Source organism: Nocardia sp. bgisy134 (assembly GCF_057708325.1).
Genome location: NZ_JBYIRW010000019.1, coordinates 14,347 through 31,326, shown reverse-complemented (window position 1 = coordinate 31,326; position 16,980 = coordinate 14,347). Strand labels below are relative to the sequence as shown.

Sequence of the window (16,980 nt, the reverse complement as noted above, 5' to 3'; positions counted from 1 at the left end):
TCACATCCGGAAGACGCCGAAGCCCTCGGCGCCCTTGATCGGGGCATTGTGGATGGCCGAGAGCGCCATACCCAATACCGTGCGGGTGTCGCGGGGGTCGATGACGCCGTCGTCGTAGAGCCTGCCCGACATGAACATCGGCAGCGACTCGGCCTCGATCTGCGCCTCGATCATGGCGCGCATGCCCGCGTCGGCCTCCTCGTCGAACGGCATGCCCTTCGCCTCGGCGGCAGCACGGCCCACGATCGAGATGACACCGGCCAGCTGCGCTCCGCCCATGACCGCGGATTTCGCACTGGGCCAGGCGAAGACGAAGCGCGGATCGTACGCGCGACCGCACATCCCGTAGTGCCCGGCGCCGTAGGAGGCGCCCATCAGCAGCGAGATATGCGGCACCTTGGAGTTGGAGACCGCGTTGATCATCATCGCGCCGTGCTTGATGATGCCCTTCTGCTCGAACTCCTTGCCGACCATGTAGCCGGTGGTGTTGTGCAGGAACAACAGTGGCGTATCCGACTGGTTGGCCAGCTGGATGAACTGCGCCGCCTTCTGCGCCTCCTCGGAGAAAAGCACACCGCGCGCGTTGGCGAGGATACCGACCGGATAGCCGTGCAGCTCGGCCCAACCGGTGACCAGGCTGCTGCCGTACAGCGGCTTGAACTCGTCGAAATCGGAGCCGTCCACGACGCGCGCGATCACCTCGCGCGGATCGAACGGGATCTTCAGATCGGAAGGAACGATGCCGAGCAGCTCCTCCTGATCGAGCAGCGGCTCGATCACTTCCGCGCGCGGCGCGGGACCCTGCTTCTTCCAGTTCAGGCGTTTGACGATGGAGCGGCCGATGCGAATCGCGTCCTGCTCGTCGGCGGCCAGGTAGTCGGCCAGACCCGATGTCCTGGCGTGCATTTCGGCGCCGCCGAGGGATTCGTCGTCGGACTCCTCACCGGTGGCCATCTTCACCAGCGGCGGGCCGCCGAGGAACACCTTGGAGCGCTCCTTGATCATCACCGTGTAGTCGGACATGCCAGGGATGTAGGCGCCGCCCGCCGTGGAGTTGCCGAACACCAGCGCGATGGTCGGGACGCCCATCGCGGAGAGCTTCGTCAGATCGCGGAACATCCGGCCGCCGGGGACGAAAACCTCTTTCTGCGTGGGCAAGTCGGCGCCGCCCGACTCGACGAGGCCGATCACCGGCAGCCGGTTCTCCATGGCGATGTCGTTCATGCGCAGGTTCTTGCGCAGCGTCCACGGGTTCGAGGTGCCGCCGCGCACCGTGGGATCCGGCGCGACGATCATGCATTCGACGCCTTCGACGATGCCGATGCCCGCGATCACGCTGCCGCCCACATGGAAATCGCTACCCCACGCGGCAAGCGGGCACAGCTCGAGAAACGGCGAGTCCTCGTCGATGAGCAGTTCGATGCGTTCGCGCGCGGTCAGCTTGCCGCGCTTGCGGTGCCGCGCCATCTTGTCCGGACCACCGCCCGCGACATTCTTGGCGAACTCGGCGCCGATCTCGGTGAGCTTGGCGTTCATCGCCTCGGCGGCGGCGCTGTACTCCGCCGAACCGCTGTCGAGCGTGCTGCGCAAGATCGTCATGACTGGTACCCCAATCGTTTGGCGGCGAGTGCGGTCAGGATCTCGGTGGTACCACCGCCGATGCCGAGGATGCGGATGTCGCGGTACTGGCGCTCCACCTCGGATTCGCTCATGTAGCCGAGCCCGCCGAAGAGCTGGACGGCCTGGTTGGCCACCCACTCGCCCGCCTCGACGGCGGTGTTCTTCGCGAAGCACACCTCGGCGATCAGGTCCGTCTCGCCATTGGCGCTGCGCTGCACCACATCTCGGGTGTAGACGCGGGCGACGTCGATGCGCCGCGCCATCTCGGTCACCGTGTTCTGCACGGCCTGCCTGCTGATCAGCGGACGGCCGAAAGTCTCACGGTTGCGCACCCATTCGAGCGTCAGCTCGAGGCAGCGCTGCGCCTGCGAATACGCCTGCACCGCGAGGCCGACCCGCTCGCTGACGAACGCGCCCGCGATCTGATAGAAGCCGGAATTCTCCTGGCCCACCAGGTTTTCCACCGGCACGCGCACGTCGACGTAGGACAGTTCCGCGGTGTCGGAGGCGCGCCAGCCCATCTTGTCCAGCTTGCGGCTGACGGTGAAACCGGGCGTGCCCTTCTCCACGACCAGCAGCGAGATGCCGCCCGAGCCGGGGCCCCCGGTGCGCACCGCGGTGACCACGAAGTCGGCGCGGCAGCCGGAGGTGATGTAGGTCTTCGCGCCGTTGACGATGTAGTGGTCGCCGTCGCGGCGCGCGGTGGTGGTGAGGTGGCCGACGTCGGAGCCGCCGCCCGGTTCGGTGATGGCCAGCGAACCGATCTTCTCGCCGGCCAGGGTCGGACGGGCGAAGCGCTCGATCAAGTCCTCGTTGCCGGAGGCGATGATGTGCGGCACCGAGATGCCGCAGGTGAACAGCGAGGCGAACAGCCCGCCGGAGGCGCCCGCCTGGTGCATCTCCTCGCAGACGATCATGGCGTCCACGCCGTCGCCGCCGGAACCGCCCGCCGACTCGGGGAACTGCGCGCCGAGCAGACCCAGCGCGCCCGCCTTCTTGTGCAGCTCGCGGGGTATCTCGCCCGCGCGCTCCCAGTCCTCGAGGTACGGCAGGATCTCGCGCTCCACGAAACCGCGCACGGTGGAGCGCAATTCGCGCCGCTCCGGCGTGTTCCACGGACTGACTACGGCACTGGTCATGAGAGCAGCTCCACGGGGATATCGAGGTGACGGGACCGCAGCCATTCGCCGAGCCCCTTGGCCTGCGGATCGAAGCGGGCCTGGTAGGCCACGCCCTTGCCGAGCAGGCCGGAGATGATGAAGTTCACGGCGCGCAGGTTCGGCAGCACATGCCTGGTGACCGACAGCGACGCGGCCTCGGGCAGCAGTTCCTTGATGCGGTCCACGGTGAGCGTGTGCACCAGCCAACGCCACTGTTCGTCGGTTCGCACCCAGACGCCGATGTTCGCGTCACCGCCCTTGTCACCGCTGCGCGCCAGCGCGACCGTGCCGAGCGGGGCGCGGCGAGTCTCGCTCGCGGCCAACGGCTCCGGCAGCTCGGGTTCCGAAACACTCTCCAGTGCAGTTGTTTCCGTCGCGGCCGCGACCTCGACGCGGCTGCCGTCCGGCAGCACCGCGGCGTGCGGCACCTCGCCCGCGTCGACGAAGCCGGGCGTGAACACGCCGTACGGCGAGCCGTTGCCGGGCAGGGTGGTGAAGGTGCATCCCGGGTAGCTGGCCAGGGCCAGTTCCACCGCGACGTTGGAGAAGGCGCGGCCGACCTTGTTCGGGTCCTGGTCGCGGACCACGCAGCGCAGCAGCGCGCTGGCCTGCTCCTCGGTGTCGGCGTCCGGCCGGTCGAGCCGGGCCAGCGTCCACTCCAGCTCGGCCGGGCGCACCGGCAGCCAGGATTCCAGCTGGCGTTGCGCCAGCGCGGCTTTCGCCGCGATGTCCAGGCCGGTCAACACGAATTCCATCTCGTTGCGGAAGCCGCCGAGGGTGTTCAGCGACACCTTGAGCTGCGGCGGCGGCGCCTCGCCCGTGACGCCGCTGATCAGCACCCGGTCCCGGCCCTCCTGGCTCAGCCGGATGCTGTCGAGCCGCGTCGTGACGTCCGGGCCCGCGTAGCGCGCGCCCTGGATCTCGTACATCAGCTGCGCCTCGACCGTGTCGACGGTGACCGCGCCGCCGGTGCCCTCGTGCTTGGTGATCACGCTGCTGCCGTCGCGGCGGATCTCGGCGATCGGGAAGCCCGGCCTGCCGAGATCGGCGAGTTCGGTGAAGAAGGCGTAGTTGCCGCCGGTGGCCTGGGTGCTGCACTCGATGACGTGGCCAGCGACCACCGCGCCCGCGAGCGCGTCGTAATCGGTTCGGCCCCAGCCGAAGTGCGCGGCGGCCGGGCCGACGATCACCGAGGCGTCGGTGACCCGGCCGGTGACCACGATGTCGGCGCCCGCGTTCAGGCATTCGACGATGCCCCACCCGCCGAGGTAGGCGTTGGCCGTGAGCGGGCTGCCGAGGCCGAGTTCGCTTGCGCGCGAGAGCAGATCGTCGCCCTCGACGTGCGCGACCTTGGCGTCCAGCCCGAGATCGGCGGCCACCTTGCGCAGCTTCTCGGCCAGCCCGGCCGGGTTCAGGCCGCCCGCGTTGGCGACGATCTGCACATTCCGTTCCAGAGCGAGCCCGAGGCAGTCCTCGATCTGCTTGACGAAGGTCTTGGCGTAGCCGAGGCTCGGGTCCTTCATCCGGTCCCTGCCCAGGATCAACATGGTCAGCTCGGCAAGATAGTCGCCGGTGAGCACGTCGAGCTGCCCGCCCTCGAGCATCTCGCGCATGGCGCTGAGCCGATCGCCGTAGAACCCGGAACAGTTGCCGATGCGGATGACATCCGGATCGGCGGCCAATCTACTCATCAGCCGGAGGCCTCCCTTGCGGTGGAGTTCACGTTCCGGAGTTCAGCATCACATCCGATCGAGAAAAAATCAAGCGTGCGTGCTTGTTAATTGTTCAAGCAGGTCACACCCATGAGCGTGCAGCCCGAACGTGCCAACAACGCACTCCCAGGGCGAGTCTTACGAGCCCGTTCGCGGCCCGTCTCGCTTCCGAGCGGTCGAGATGCATGCGACGCAGTCGCGAGTCTCGACCGCTCGGAAGCGAGACACCAGGGGCCGCGAACACGCGCGCGCCAGCGCGCCAAAAACACAGCCCGCATACCCGCCCTCGGCCACTGCACCTGCGACCCACCAGAATGGCCCCATGTCCACCGACGTCACCGTGATCCTGCTGCTCGCCCTCGCCGGCTTCCTGATCGGCGGCGCGTACTCCACGTGGAAGACCTCCCGCCCCCTCTCCATCTCCCTGGCGGTCTGTGCGGTACTCGCCGCGGCAGGCGCGATCGCCTGGGGCTTCCTCTAGTCTCGGCCGCCAGCCGCCTCATCCGCATCTGAGCGACACCTCACGTCCGGACGGTTGTCGCGAAACTGCGGGCCCCGCCCGCACCGACCGTCCCGCCTGCGAATTCGGCCGGAACGGGCCACACGCGGCGACTGGGCTAGTTCTTCGACAACCGGAAGATGCGGAGGTCTTCCGGGACGCCGCTGAGGGGGGCCGCGAAGAAGCTGCGTCGGTAGGGCTTGACGGTCAAGCCGAGTTCGGTGAGGGTTTCGGGCTCCAGTGATTGGAGGGTGGCCTCGGAGAGCATGGTGTTGCCGTTGCCGCCCGCCTCCATGACGCGCGCGGCGATGGTGACGTCGACGCCGAGCCAGTCGCCGCCGATCTCGCGCGGCGAGCCGGTGTGCAGGCCCATCCGCATGCGCGGGCGGTAGCCGCGCAGGTCGATCTGGCTCAGATTGCGCTTGGCCTGCACGGCGGCGCGCACGGCGCGATCGGCGGAGGGGAACACCGCCATGACGCCATCGCCCATCCGCTTCACCACCCGGCCGCCACGGTCGGCGATGGGCGGTTCGATGGCCTTGGCCACCTCGCGCAGCAGTTCGAGGGTCGCCTCGTCGCCCGCCGTCAGCGACCAGCTGGAGAAGGCCACCAGGTCGGTGAACATGACGGTGATCTCTTCACCGCCCTTTCCACGGCCGACACGCTCCAGCATGGCCTGCCAGACCTGCAACGCGCCGAAACCGATCTCGCGGGCCGCGCTCGGATTGTCGCCGACGAGTTTGTCGGCGGCCCTGGCGACCGCGCGGGCGCCGCCAGGCCCGCTCACGGACAGCGGATCGCCGAAGGACGGATCACCCGGAAGTTGTTCGCGCGCCTTGCGCAGCACGTCGATCAGATCCGGACGCTGATTGGCCGCGTTCATCAACGCCGCGATCTGCTTCTTGCGAAGAGCCCGCCCCGAACGACGGGCGCCGTTGGCCTCGTCGGCGGGCGACAACGGAATCACGACCTCGGGTTCGGCGCCGCCATCGTCCTCCGGTCGCGACCCTGGTCTGGGACCGCCGGACGGTGTATCGCTCACGCCCCGAGCGTATCTCAGCCGAAGGAGCGTCGGCCGGTTACCAATGATCGCCGAAAAACAACCACCGGCCCGGCGGTGAAGGGGGATTGCTTCACGCACCGGGCCGGTGACCCGCACAGCCCGCCGGGCAGTGGCGGACAGTGCTACCGGGGTCGCGAACCTCCCGACAAGGTCGCGTCCCCGGGCCCGAGTAGCGAGGGAGGGCAACTCGGGCAGCTCTTCGATTTTCTCAGGCGTCGCGCTTGTTCACCACGACCAGCGCCGCGCCGAACACCAGGGCGACGAAGGCCGCGAAGTAGAGCAACGCGGGCCAGGCGCCCCAGTGCCACGGCAGCGCGGTGTCCTCGAGGCCGAGGAAGCGGTTGGCGTTCTGGAAGGGCAGGAACACCTGGATGTTGCGGCCGTACTTGCCGAAGGCGCCGATGATCGGCTCGATCAGCACCGGCCACACGATCAGCAGCGACAGCGCGCCCGCCGACTGGCGGATCAGGGCGCCGACGCCCACCGAGAGGAAGACGACCAGCGCGGCGAAGATCGGGACCGCGTAGAAGACCTTCAGGTCGCCGTCGGTCAGGCTGAGCTTGCTGCCGACATCGCTGTCGGTCAGCCCCTCGAGTATGAGGAAGCTGAGGAAGGTCAGGATCCCCGACAGCACCGCGGCGCCGACCGCGATCATGCTCGCCTTGGTGGCCAGCACCACGGAACGGTGCGGCACCGCGAGGAAGGTGGCCTTGATGGTGCCGAAGCGATATTCGCTGGTCACCGCCAACGCGGCCAGGATCATGATCAGGATGTAGCCGAAGCCGGGGATGAACGAGACGCCGGTGATGCCGAGGCCCGCCATCACGTTCTCCGCGTACGGCGGATCCGGCGTGATCGACGGGTCTTCCCGGTAAGCGTTCATCGACACGTTCAGCAGCAGGCTGAACAGGGCCGTGATGCCGAGGGCGAAGACCACCGTGAGAGCGGCGCACCACCAGGGCGACCTGGTCGAGGTGAGTTTGATCCGTTCCGCTGCCAACACGCCCATCAGAGCGCACCTCCCATCGCTGTGTAGGACGCGGCGTCCGCGGGTCCCTTCGTGGTTACGCCAGCTGCCGCCTCCGGGCCCGTCGCTCCCGCCGGGTCGAAACCCTCACCGTGGTACTGCACCGAACCGCCCGTCATCCGCATGAACGCCTCCTCCAGCGAGGCCCGCTGCGGCGAGAGCTCGAACAGCGTGATGTCGTTCGCGCCCGCGAGCTTGCCGACCGCGTCGCTCGGTACGCCGGCGACCAGCAGCGCAGGTCCGTCCTGGCCCGCACCGTCCTCGCGCACGGTCATGCCGTTGGAGGTGAGCAGGCTGCGCAGCTGGTCCAGCTGCGGGCTGCGCACCCGCACCGACTGCTCGGAGGCTCGCTCGATGAATTCTTGCGTCGTGGTGTCGGCGATCAGCTGACCGCGACCGATCACCACCAGGTGCTCGGCGGTCTGCGCCATCTCCGAGAGCAGGTGACTCGACACGAGCACCGTGCGGCCCTCGGCTGCCAATCGCTGCATGAACCGGCGGATCCACAGGATGCCCTCCGGGTCGAGACCGTTCACCGGCTCGTCGAACAGCAGCACCTCGGGATCGCCGAGCAGGGCGCCCGCCAGGCCGAGCCGCTGCGACATGCCGAGCGAGAAGCCGCCCGCGTTCTTGCCCGCGACCTCGGAGAGGCCCACGAGCCGCAGCACCTCGTCCACCCGCGACTTGGCGATGCCGTTGGACGCGGCGAGCCATTGCAGGTGCGAGCGCGCCGAACGGTTCGGATGTACCCACTTGGCGTCCAGCAGCGCGCCGACGGTGCGCAGCGGATGGCCCAGCTCGTGGTACTGCTTGCCCTTGATTAGCGCGGTACCCGCGGTCGGCGTGTCCAGGCCAAGGATCATCCGCATCGTGGTGGACTTACCGGCGCCGTTCGGTCCCAGGAAGCCCGTCACCTGGCCGGGTCGCACGGTGAAGGACAGATCCTGAACCGCGGCGGTCTGGCCGTAATGTTTGGTCAGGCCCCTCAGTTCGATCATGGTGTCCAGCATTCCGCAAAACCGCGCGTCGCGCGTCACTACAAAGTTGTCGATTCAGTCATCCTTGCGGATGAGTTGCCCCTGAGGCCCCTGGTTCGTTGCCCCTGAGTACCCCGGTTCAGAGCTCCGGGGAGGACGCCTGGGCCCAGAAGCGCTTGGGGATGCGGCCCGCCTGCCTCGCGAGATGGCCCGCGCGGACGGCGTCGGCCATTGCCGCGGCCATCAGTTCGGGGCGCTTGGCGCGAGTGACTGCGGTCGCGAGCAGCACCGCGGAGCAGCCGAGCTCCATGGCGAGGGCGGCGTCGCTCGCGGTGCCGATGCCCGCGTCCAGGATCACCGGGACGCCGGCGGCGGCCACGATCATCTCGATGTTGTGCGGGTTGCCGATACCGAGCCCGGTGCCGATCGGGGCGCCGAGCGGCATGACCGCGGCACATCCCGCGTCCTCCAGGCGCCGCGCGAGCACCGGGTCGTCGGAGGTGTAGGGCAGCACGACGAAGCCTGCGTCAACCAATTGTTCGGCGGCGCTGAGCAATTCGATCGGATCGGGCAGCAGGGTGCGTTCGTCGGCGATCACCTCGAGCTTCACCCAGTTGGTGTCGAGCGCCTCGGCGGCCAGCTGCGCGGTGAGCACGGCCTCGGCGGCGGTGCGGCAACCCGCGGTATTGGGCAGCGGCATGATGTCGAGACGCTTCAGCAGGTCGAGCACGCCGGTGCCGCCCGCGGCGTCCACCCTGCGCATGGCGACCGTGGTGAGCTCGGTGCCGGAGGCGACCAGCGCCTCCTCCAGCACGGTGAGGCTCTCCGCGCCGCCGGTGCCCATGATCAGCCGGGACCCGAATTCGCGGTCGGCGATCCGTAGCGGGGTCTGCGTACTCACATTGCCTCCGTAGCACTGTCGAACGGCGCCGGCTCAACCACCTTGGACCGCCGTGAGCACCTCGATGTTCCAACCGCGACCGACCTGCTCGTCCCAGCGCGACTTCGGGAACACCGCACCGTCGACGGCCAGCGCCACCCCCTGACAGGGCAGCTCCAAGCGGGCCAAAAGCTCACGGACGGTGAGCGGTTCGGCGAATTCGTGATCCTGCCCGTTCACTGTGACGCCGATGGGAACGGATGTCGCGGTCATCGAACTCCTCCTGCGGTGGATAGGGACGGCGCTCCCGGCGTCGTCGAAAAGCGTTGCGGGTCAGCGGCTTGCGCCTCGGCAAGCACCGTGCCGTCGAGCAGGGCGAGCACCGCGTCGACGGTCAGCGGGACGGTGAGCATGCCGTTGCGGCCGTGCCCGGTGGCGGCGATCACCCGGTCGGCGAGCCTGCCGATCAGCGGCAGGTTGTCGGGGCTGCCCGGCCGCGAACCCGCCGCGGCCTCGGCCAGTTCGTATTCGCCGATGCCGGGCAGCACGGCCTCGGCGTCGGCGATCAGGTCGCGGACACCGGCCACGGTCACCGCCGTGTCGAAGCCGGCCTCGTATTGCGTTGCGCCGACGACGATTCCGTCCCGGCGTGGCACCAGATACACCGGTCTGCCGTGCACCCTGGCGCGGATCACCCGTCGCGGCGCGGGCGCGGCGCCCGGCCGGTGCCGCAGCCGCAGGATCTCCCCCTTGACGGGCCGCACCGGCAGTCCCGGCCACAGCCGCGCCGAGGCCGCGCCCGCGGCGAGCACGATCTGGTCGTGGGCGAGCGCGTCGAGGTCGGTGATCTCCTCGGCGCGCAGCTCGACGCCCGCCGCGGCCACGGCGTGCCGCAGGCCGTCGAGCAGACGCCGGTTGTCGATGGCGGGTTCGGCGGAGGCCAGCAAACCGGCGCGCACGGTGCGCGCGAGCGCCGGTTCCAGTGCGCGCACGCCCGCGCGATCCAGCACGCGCAGCTCGTGACCGTGTCCACCCACCCAGTCCGCGACGGTGCGCAGGTCGGCGGCGTCCGCGCCGTCCAGCGCGACGGTCAGGGTCTCGTCGGCGACGAAGACCTGTGCGCCCGAGACGGATTCCAGCCTGGCCGCGAACTCCGGCCAGCGGGCCAGCGCGGCGGCGCCGAATTCGAGTACGCGATCCTCGCCGGGCCAGCCTTCCGAGAGCGGAGCCAGCATCCCGCCGGCCACCCACGAGGCGCCCGATCCGACGGCGGGATCGAACAGCGTGACCTGCCATCCCGCCTCGGCGGCCCGCCACGCCGCCGACAGCCCGATGGCGCCGCCACCGACGACGGCGAGAGTCCGCATGCTGTCCACCTACCTCATCCGTGCGGGGGGGTACTCGCGCACCGTCTCAGCGCGCCGCGGCCGCCGTGCTCGTCCCGCCTTCTGTTCGCATCCCCACGGTAGCGCGGCTACCGTCGAAGGCGTGCAACCCTCCCTCCCGAACCGAACGCTGCCGCCACGGGAGCGCCTGGCTACCGCGCGGCTCTATCTGTGCACCGACGCCCGGCGCGAGAAGGGCGATCTGGCCAAGTTCGCCGAAGCCGCGCTCGCGGGCGGGGTCGACATCATCCAGCTCAGAGACAAAGGGTCGCCGGGCGAGGCCGAATTCGGGCCGATGGAGGCCAAGGCCGAACTCGGCGCGCTCGCCGAGCTCAAGGCCGCCGCCCGCAGGCACGGCGCGCTGCTCGCGGTGAACGACCGCGCCGACATCGCGCTCGCCGCGGGCGCCGACGTGCTGCACCTGGGCCAGGGCGACCTGCCGCCCTGGTACGCGCGCCGCATCCTCGGGCCGGACGTGGTGATCGGCCGCTCGACGCACAACCGCGCCCAGGCCGGGCTCGCCGCCATCGACGAGCACATCGATTACTTCTGCACCGGCCCGGTGTGGTCGACCCCGACCAAGCCGGGCCGCCAGGCCGCGGGCATCGATCTGATTCGCTCGACCGCCGACGCGCATCCGACCCGGCCCTGGTTCGCCATCGGCGGGATCGATCAGCGGCGACTGCCCGAGCTACTGGAGGCGGGCGCCGAGCGGATCGTGGTGGTCCGCGCCATCACCGAGGCCCGCGACCCGGAGGCCGCCGCCCGCGAACTCAAGTCCGCGCTGCTGGCCAACGCGAGGCCGTAGTCAGGACAGCACCTGTCCCCTGGTCAGCGAAAGCGCCGTGACCGGGGGCGGCAGCTCCTCGGCAACCGGTTCCTCGACGGGCGCGTCGACGATTCGTGCGACGCCGCCCGGTCCTTCCGGATCCGAGTGCAGCCAGATGAATCCCTGGTCGGCGAGGTCGACGGTGCGCGGAAGGGCCGCGGCGACGGCCTGCGAATCGTCGAGTTCGGTGAGACAGGCCCGGGCCGGGACGGCGCGCAGCGCGGGCCAGGCGACGGCGAAACCGGGGTGCAGCGGCCGCGCCTCGACCTCTTCCTCCGGCACCCAGGCCAGCTCGGTGCTCTCCCGATTGGCGCTGGTCGGCAAAGTCATCACCGCGTCGGCGATCACCGTGGTGTAGGTCCAGCCGCTCAGCGCGGACGCCGTTACGCGTTCCGCGCGCACGTGGACGTCCGCGGGATGGATGCCCGCCTCCTCCCAAGCCTCGCGCACCGCCGCGTGCACCGGCGTCTCGTGGCTGTCGCGCGCACCGCCGGGCAGCGCCCAGGTCCCGCCCTGATGACTCCACGGGGCGCGATGCTGGAGCAGCACCGCCGAGCCGCCCGCCGCGAGCGGCGCGCGTAGCAACAATCCGGCAGCACCGAACTTGCCCCAGTGCTTCAGTCCGTCCGGACCTCGCGACCACCCGTCGCCGTCACCGCGCATCGCTAACCATCCTCATCCAGCCGCGGTCGTGTGCGCATCCCGAGCACCCCATCAGGGGGTGTTTCACACGCCACGGCACCGGTAGGACCACAATAAACTGCGACGCAGGCGCACAGGTGGGGCGCGGACCCGGAGGTGGACAATGGCTCGGACCGAGCAGCTTGCGGCCCCGCGGCCGCCGTCGGTCGCCGCCGAGCACCCGCGCAAACACCTCGGCGGCGTGTCCGCCGCGGCCGTCCGCGAGCACCTCGATCCCGCCAATCTGCGATCCTTCGCGCACTCGTCGCCGGGTCGGCTGATAGCCCTCGGATTGCTGCTCATCGGCCTGTGCCTGACCGCGGGCGCGGTGACCGCGTCGACGGTGGGCGATCGCCAAGAGGCACTGCACATTCTGCTCGACGACACCGAGCCTGACGCGCACTCCGCGCACCGCCTCTACACGTCGCTGTCCATCGCCGACGCCGCCGCGAGCACCGCCTTCATCGCGGGCGGTGTGGAGCCGGAGGCGGTGCGCGACAGATATTCCCAGGCGGTCGGCGAGGCGGCGGCCGAGCTGGTCATCCAGTCCGGGCATACCGCGGGGTACGCCGACACCGGCGCCGACGTGCGCCTGCGGACCGGCATCGCGACCGGCCTGCCGATCTACTCCGGCTTGGTCGAAACCGCTCGCACCAACAACCGCAGCGGTTACCCCGTCGGCGCGGCGTATCTGAGCGAAGCGTCGAACCAGATGCAGACCAGCCTGCTGCCGATGGCCGAGGAACTCCAGGAGCACCGTTCGGACGCGGTGGACGCCGCCCAGCGCGCCCATGTCCGCCCGCCGTGGACGGCTATCGGATTGCTGATTCTCACGCTGGTCGTGCTGGTATGGGCACAGACGCAACTGGCGAGGCGGTGGCGCCGCACCTTCAATGTCGGTCTGCTACTGGCCTCCGGTGCGATGCTGATCCTCTTGGCGTGGACCGTGATCGCCGGATCGCTGTCGGCCGCCGCGATGATCAGCGGCCGCGACGACGCGGCCGTGCCCGCCTCCCGGCTGATCGAAGGTCGCATCCTTGTCCAGCAGGCCAGGGCCGCGGAGACGCTGAAGCTGGTGCGCCGGGAAGTGACCGGCGACTACGACCGCACCTTCGACGCCGACGTCGCCCGTCTCGACGAGCTGCTCGCCGGCTACCCGGGTTCCGCGCCCGCCGCCGACGAGGTCGCGAATGCCCGTGCCGCACTGGAGCGTTGGCGTACTTCGCATCAGCGGATGAACGACGCGCTCGCGCACGGCGATTACCACGGCGCGGCGGCGGTGGCCACCGGTCCTGGCGCCGCCCAGTCCACCGCGCACGTCGACGCGCTCGACAGCTCGCTCGACAGCGGCATCACCGAGACGCGAAACACCTTGCGCTGGGAGATCTCCCGGGCGATTCGCGTGCTCGACCTCCTCGCCACCGGCGCCATGGTGCTCGGCATCGTCGCCGCCGCCTATGTCGGCATCGGCCTGTGGCCTCGACTACGGGAGTATCGATGAGCGCATCATCGACCACGACGGCCCCGATGCGTACGGCGCGCGGCCTGCTGGCCGCCGCACTCGCCGCCACCGCCTTCCTCGGCGGCTGCGCGTCGTCCACCGACACCGTGGGCACCACCAAATCCGGCTCTTACACCGAGCCGCCGCTGCCCGCGAAAGCCATTCCAGTAGAGACCGATACGCCGCTGCCGCACACCGCCGAGCCGCAGTGCGGCGACCCCACCGCCAGCCTGCGGCCCACGGGTTCCGGCCCGGCCGCGAGCGGCCCGACCATCGACGCCATCCGGGCCCGCGGCCGGTTGCTGGTCGGCCTCGACGCCGGAAGCAACCTGTTCAGCTTCCGCGATCCGGTCAGCGGCACCCTCGTCGGCTTCGACGTCGACATCGCCCGCGAGATCGCACGCGACCTACTCGGCAACCCGGATCTGATCGAATACCGCATCCTCGGCTCGGCCGACCGGGAGCGCGCCCTGCAGGACCACACCGTGGACGTGGTCGCCAAGACCATGACCATCACCTGCGAACGGCGCACGAAGGTCGCGTTCTCCACCGTCTACCTGCGCGCCGACCATCGGGTGCTGGCCATGAAGAACTCCGGCATCACCGGCATCACCGATCTGGCGGGCAAGCGAGTGTGCGTGGTGCTCGGCACCACCTCGCTGGACCGCATCCGGCGCGAACAGCCCGCCGCCAGCCTGCTGACCGTGCCGACCTGGGCCGACTGCCTCGTAGTGCTGCAACAACGGCAAGTCGACGCGGTGAGCACCGACGACGCGATCCTGGTCGGCCTGGCCGCCCAGGACCCGTATACCGAGGTGGTCGGCGGCAGCCTCAGCGTCGAACCGTACGGCATCGGCATCGCCAAGGAAGCCGACGATCTGGTGCGTTTCGTCAACGGCACCCTGGAGCGGTTGCGCACCGACGGCACTTGGGTGCGGATCCACGAGCGGTGGCTCGCCACACTCGACCCGACGCCCACTCCACCCGCTCCCACGTATCAGGACTGAGGAGCGATGACCACGCGATACCTCCCCTTCCCGCGACCGGACGACGACCAGCCGATGGGTTCCGGGCCTTCTGGCTCGGAACCCGAGAACGCCGAAGCGCCGCCGACGATCCGCTCGTCCGACACGCCCGTGCCGGGCCGTGGCCGAACAGCCAGCGGCACAGCGCATTCCGAGGACGAAGGACCGGCCACCCAGCTGAGTCCCTCGTCCTCGCACACCGACGACGACGGGCCCACCGGGCCGGTACGGGACCACCGGACGGCGTCCGGGGATACCGCGGCACGCGCAGCCGCGACCGCCGCGGCGCGACCTCAGGACCGAACCGTCGAACCGACCGGCACCATGGCGTTCGCCGAACCGCCGGGCACGATGGCCGCCGAAGTCAGCGACGAGACCCCCCGCTCCGAGCCGGATTCCGCTGGGGCATCGCGCACTTCGGGCCGCAGCGTGCGCACCGCGCGGTCCCGGCCCTCGGTGCGCAGGCTCGGCGGCGGCTTGGTGTCGATCCCGACGGTCCCGCCCACGGACCCGATGGCGGCGGTGCTCACGAATCCGGTGGTCTCCGAGGGCAGGCGCTTCTGCTGGCGCTGCGGCAATCCCGTCGGCCGAGCGACCGCGGTGCGCCCGGCGACGACGGCAGGCGCCTGCGAGACCTGCGACGCGCCTTACGATTTCCGTCCTTCGCTGCACCCCGGCGATATGGTCTCCGGCCAGTACGAGGTCCAGGGCTGCCTGGCGCACGGCGGACTCGGCTGGATCTACCTCGCGATCGACCGCAACGTCAGCGACCGATGGGTGGTGCTGAAGGGCTTGCTGCACGCGGGCGACGCCGAAGCGCAGGCGGTCGCGGTGGCCGAGCGTCAATTCCTCGCCGAGGTCGCCCATCCCAGCATCGTCAAGATCCACAACTTCGTCGAGCACCCGGGCCAGGACGGCTCCCCGATCGGCTATATCGTGATGGAGTACGTCGGCGGGCGTTCACTGCGCGCGGTGCTCGACAGCTACGAGCGGCCGACGCGGATGCCGGTCGCCGAGGCGATCGCCTACGTGCTGGAGATCCTGCCCGCGCTGGATTACCTGCATTCGATCGGCTTGGCCTACAACGATCTCAAGCCCGACAACATCATGATCACCGAGGACCAGGTCAAACTGATCGACCTCGGCGCGGTCACCACCATCGAGGCATACGGAAACCTATACGGCACCAAGGGATTCCAGGCCCCGGAGATCGCCAGGACCGGTCCGACGGTGGCCTCCGACATCTGCACCGTCGGGCGGACGCTCGCCGTGCTCACCCTGAACCTGCCGATGGAGCACGGCCGCTACCTGGACGGCATTCCCGATCCGGCACAACAACCCGTGCTGGAACGCTACGAGTTCTTCCACCGCCTGCTGCTCACCGCGACCGATCCGGACCCTGCGCGCCGGTTCGGCTCGGCCCGCGCGATGGCCGCCCAGCTGTCGGGCGTCTTGCGGGAGATCCTCGCGCTGGACACCGGCGCCGAGCATCCACAGTTGTCCACAGTGTTCAGTCCACAGCGCTCCAGCTTCGGCACCGAGGAACTGATCAGCCAGACCGACGCCTACGCCGACGGCATCGGCCGCAGCAGCCTGCTGCGCTCCGCGGACATCGCGGCGGCGCTGCCGATTCCGCTGATGGACGCCGCCGACCCGTCCGCTCCCCTGCTCGCCGTCGCCGTGCACACGGAGCCACGGCAGGCGCTCGAGGCGCTGCACGAGGCTCGCGAACGCGCCGCCGCCGACCCCGAGAACGCCCCGGAGACTTTGGATCTGGAACTCTCCCTCGCCGAGGCGAGGCTGCGGCTCGACATGCACGAGTCGGCCGCGGTGCTGTACCTGCTGTCCCGAATACCGGCGCACGACTGGCGGATCGACTGGTACACCGGGCTCGCCGAGCTGCGAGAGCAGAACTACGAGCGGGCGTTCGCGGCCTTCGAGGCGGTGCTGCACGTGCTGCCCGGCGAGATCGCACCCAAGCTCGCCCTCGCCGCGACTGCGGAACTGATTCTGCAGCACTGGGATTCGGAGGACCCGGAGCAGTGGCGGGCCTACGCGGAGAAGTTCTACGGCACCGTCTGGCGCACCGACCAGGCGGTGGTGAGCGCGGCATTCGGGCTGGCCAGGCAGCTCGCGGCGGCGGGAGGGGTCGAGGCCGCGGTGGACGCGCTCGACGAGGTCCCCAGCTTCTCACGGTGTTACGCCGCGGCGCGGATGACCGCAGTGCTCTTGCAGCTCACGGCGTCCCCGGTGGCCGAGCTCGACGAGTCGACGCTGCACGTGGCGGCCTCGCGCGTGCAGACGCTGCCCGCCGGTGAGAGCCGCGCGCTCCAGATGCGCGTGCTGGTCCTCGGCGCCGCACTGACCTGGCTGCAAGCGGGCAACACCCCGAAACGCCCCGATGCCGAGCTGTTCGGCGCGACGTTCACCGAACGGGATCTGCGCGACGGCACCGAATCGGGGCTGCGCGCCCTCGCTCGCCACGCGCCCGGGCGCAAACATCGCTATGCCCTGGTGGATCTCGCCAACAGCATCCGCGCCCAAACCTGGTTCTGACCCGAGAAACCCGGCCGCTGCGGCGGAACAGCGGCCGGGCCGGATCCGGGCGCGGGAGCAGTCGG

The 16,980-nt window shown here is 69.9% G+C and carries 15 protein-coding genes; 5 read left to right on the top strand and 10 right to left on the bottom strand.

Features of this window, described 5'->3' with window-relative positions; translation table 11 throughout:
- The 3 genes from AC3ERS_RS28420 to AC3ERS_RS28410 are packed head-to-tail and all read right to left on the bottom strand — an operon-like array spanning nucleotide 1 to nucleotide 4,471.
- A complete protein-coding gene (locus AC3ERS_RS28420; RefSeq protein WP_431971167.1) occupies nucleotides 1–1,599 on the bottom strand; it encodes an acyl-CoA carboxylase subunit beta in 1,599 nt (532 codons plus the stop codon).
- Nucleotides 1,596–2,759 (bottom strand): acyl-CoA dehydrogenase family protein, encoded by a 1,164-nt coding sequence (locus AC3ERS_RS28415; protein ID WP_431971166.1) that lies wholly within the window; start codon nucleotides 2,757–2,759, stop codon nucleotides 1,596–1,598. The genes AC3ERS_RS28420 and AC3ERS_RS28415 overlap by 4 nt, the downstream gene beginning before the upstream one ends.
- Nucleotides 2,756–4,471: an acyclic terpene utilization AtuA family protein gene (locus tag AC3ERS_RS28410; RefSeq protein ID WP_431971165.1), complete on the bottom strand. Its 1,716-nt coding sequence runs from the start codon at nucleotides 4,469–4,471 to the stop codon at nucleotides 2,756–2,758. The genes AC3ERS_RS28415 and AC3ERS_RS28410 overlap by 4 nt, the downstream gene beginning before the upstream one ends.
- Nucleotides 4,472–4,814: 343 nt before the next feature.
- On the opposite strand from AC3ERS_RS28410, the gene AC3ERS_RS28405 reads away from it, so the two are divergent.
- Nucleotides 4,815–4,973: a hypothetical protein gene (locus AC3ERS_RS28405; RefSeq protein WP_431971164.1), complete on the top strand. Its 159-nt coding sequence runs from the start codon at nucleotides 4,815–4,817 to the stop codon at nucleotides 4,971–4,973.
- Nucleotides 4,974–5,109: 136 nt separating this feature from the next.
- Here AC3ERS_RS28405 and AC3ERS_RS28400 read toward each other — a convergent pair whose 3' ends face one another.
- The 6 genes from AC3ERS_RS28400 to thiO form a co-directional block, all read right to left on the bottom strand.
- A complete protein-coding gene (locus AC3ERS_RS28400) occupies nucleotides 5,110–5,955 on the bottom strand; it encodes an adenylate/guanylate cyclase domain-containing protein (RefSeq protein WP_431971317.1) in 846 nt (281 codons plus the stop codon).
- Between the two features lie 307 nt (nucleotides 5,956–6,262).
- Complete coding sequence (locus AC3ERS_RS28395) at nucleotides 6,263–7,063, bottom strand: ABC transporter permease (RefSeq protein WP_431971163.1); 801 nt, start codon at nucleotides 7,061–7,063, stop codon at nucleotides 6,263–6,265.
- On the bottom strand, nucleotides 7,063–8,079 hold the full coding sequence (locus AC3ERS_RS28390; protein ID WP_431971162.1) for an ABC transporter ATP-binding protein: 1,017 nt from the start codon (nucleotides 8,077–8,079) through the stop codon (nucleotides 7,063–7,065). The genes AC3ERS_RS28395 and AC3ERS_RS28390 overlap by 1 nt, the downstream gene beginning before the upstream one ends.
- 118 nt (nucleotides 8,080–8,197) lie before the next feature.
- A complete protein-coding gene (gene thiG, locus AC3ERS_RS28385) occupies nucleotides 8,198–8,959 on the bottom strand; it encodes a thiazole synthase (protein WP_431971161.1) in 762 nt (253 codons plus the stop codon).
- Between the two features lie 33 nt (nucleotides 8,960–8,992).
- Nucleotides 8,993–9,211 (bottom strand): sulfur carrier protein ThiS, encoded by a 219-nt coding sequence (thiS, locus tag AC3ERS_RS28380; protein ID WP_431971160.1) that lies wholly within the window; start codon nucleotides 9,209–9,211, stop codon nucleotides 8,993–8,995.
- The gene (thiO, locus tag AC3ERS_RS28375) at nucleotides 9,208–10,305 is read right to left on the bottom strand and encodes a glycine oxidase ThiO (RefSeq protein ID WP_431971159.1); all 1,098 of its coding nucleotides are present in this window, start codon (nucleotides 10,303–10,305) and stop codon (nucleotides 9,208–9,210) included. The genes thiS and thiO overlap by 4 nt, the downstream gene beginning before the upstream one ends.
- A gap of 121 nt (nucleotides 10,306–10,426) precedes the next feature.
- Between thiO and thiE the strand changes: the two genes are divergently transcribed.
- Nucleotides 10,427–11,131, top strand: coding sequence for a thiamine phosphate synthase (thiE, locus tag AC3ERS_RS28370; protein WP_431971158.1), 705 nt, complete (start codon nucleotides 10,427–10,429; stop codon nucleotides 11,129–11,131).
- Here thiE and AC3ERS_RS28365 read toward each other — a convergent pair whose 3' ends face one another.
- Nucleotides 11,132–11,815, bottom strand: a complete 684-nt coding sequence (locus tag AC3ERS_RS28365; protein WP_431971157.1) for an NUDIX hydrolase — start codon at nucleotides 11,813–11,815, stop codon at nucleotides 11,132–11,134.
- Nucleotides 11,816–11,957: 142 nt separating this feature from the next.
- Here AC3ERS_RS28365 and AC3ERS_RS28360 point away from each other — a divergent pair, with 142 nt between their 5' ends.
- Genes AC3ERS_RS28360 through AC3ERS_RS28350 form a run of 3 tightly spaced genes read left to right on the top strand, consistent with a single transcriptional unit; the run spans nucleotide 11,958 to nucleotide 16,915 of the window.
- Entirely contained in the window at nucleotides 11,958–13,334 is a 1,377-nt protein-coding gene (locus AC3ERS_RS28360) for a hypothetical protein (protein WP_431971156.1), read from the top strand.
- Between the two features lie 26 nt (nucleotides 13,335–13,360).
- Nucleotides 13,361–14,341 carry a glutamate ABC transporter substrate-binding protein gene (locus AC3ERS_RS28355; protein ID WP_431971316.1) on the top strand — a complete coding sequence of 327 codons (981 nt, stop codon included), beginning with the start codon at nucleotides 13,361–13,363 and terminating at the stop codon, nucleotides 14,339–14,341.
- Nucleotides 14,342–14,347: 6 nt separating this feature from the next.
- A complete protein-coding gene (locus tag AC3ERS_RS28350; protein ID WP_431971155.1) occupies nucleotides 14,348–16,915 on the top strand; it encodes a serine/threonine-protein kinase PknG in 2,568 nt (855 codons plus the stop codon).
- Nucleotides 16,916–16,980 lie beyond the last annotated feature (65 nt).

What these genes read in the sequence shown, in the direction of transcription:
- AC3ERS_RS28420 (WP_431971167.1), bottom strand. Translation starts at nt 1,599, where the DNA reads ATGACGATCTTGCGCAGCACGCTCGACAGCGGTTCGGCGGAGTACAGC.
- AC3ERS_RS28415 (WP_431971166.1), bottom strand. Translation starts at nt 2,759, where the DNA reads ATGACCAGTGCCGTAGTCAGTCCGTGGAACACGCCGGAGCGGCGCGAA.
- AC3ERS_RS28410 (WP_431971165.1), bottom strand. Translation starts at nt 4,471, where the DNA reads ATGAGTAGATTGGCCGCCGATCCGGATGTCATCCGCATCGGCAACTGT.
- AC3ERS_RS28405 (WP_431971164.1), top strand. Translation starts at nt 4,815, where the DNA reads ATGTCCACCGACGTCACCGTGATCCTGCTGCTCGCCCTCGCCGGCTTC.
- AC3ERS_RS28395 (WP_431971163.1), bottom strand. Translation starts at nt 7,063, where the DNA reads ATGGGCGTGTTGGCAGCGGAACGGATCAAACTCACCTCGACCAGGTCG.
- AC3ERS_RS28390 (WP_431971162.1), bottom strand. Translation starts at nt 8,079, where the DNA reads ATGATCGAACTGAGGGGCCTGACCAAACATTACGGCCAGACCGCCGCG.
- thiS (WP_431971160.1), bottom strand. Translation starts at nt 9,211, where the DNA reads ATGACCGCGACATCCGTTCCCATCGGCGTCACAGTGAACGGGCAGGAT.
- thiO (WP_431971159.1), bottom strand. Translation starts at nt 10,305, where the DNA reads ATGCGGACTCTCGCCGTCGTCGGTGGCGGCGCCATCGGGCTGTCGGCG.
- AC3ERS_RS28365 (WP_431971157.1), bottom strand. Translation starts at nt 11,815, where the DNA reads ATGCGCGGTGACGGCGACGGGTGGTCGCGAGGTCCGGACGGACTGAAG.
- AC3ERS_RS28360 (WP_431971156.1), top strand. Translation starts at nt 11,958, where the DNA reads ATGGCTCGGACCGAGCAGCTTGCGGCCCCGCGGCCGCCGTCGGTCGCC.
- AC3ERS_RS28355 (WP_431971316.1), top strand. Translation starts at nt 13,361, where the DNA reads ATGCGTACGGCGCGCGGCCTGCTGGCCGCCGCACTCGCCGCCACCGCC.
- AC3ERS_RS28350 (WP_431971155.1), top strand. Translation starts at nt 14,348, where the DNA reads ATGACCACGCGATACCTCCCCTTCCCGCGACCGGACGACGACCAGCCG.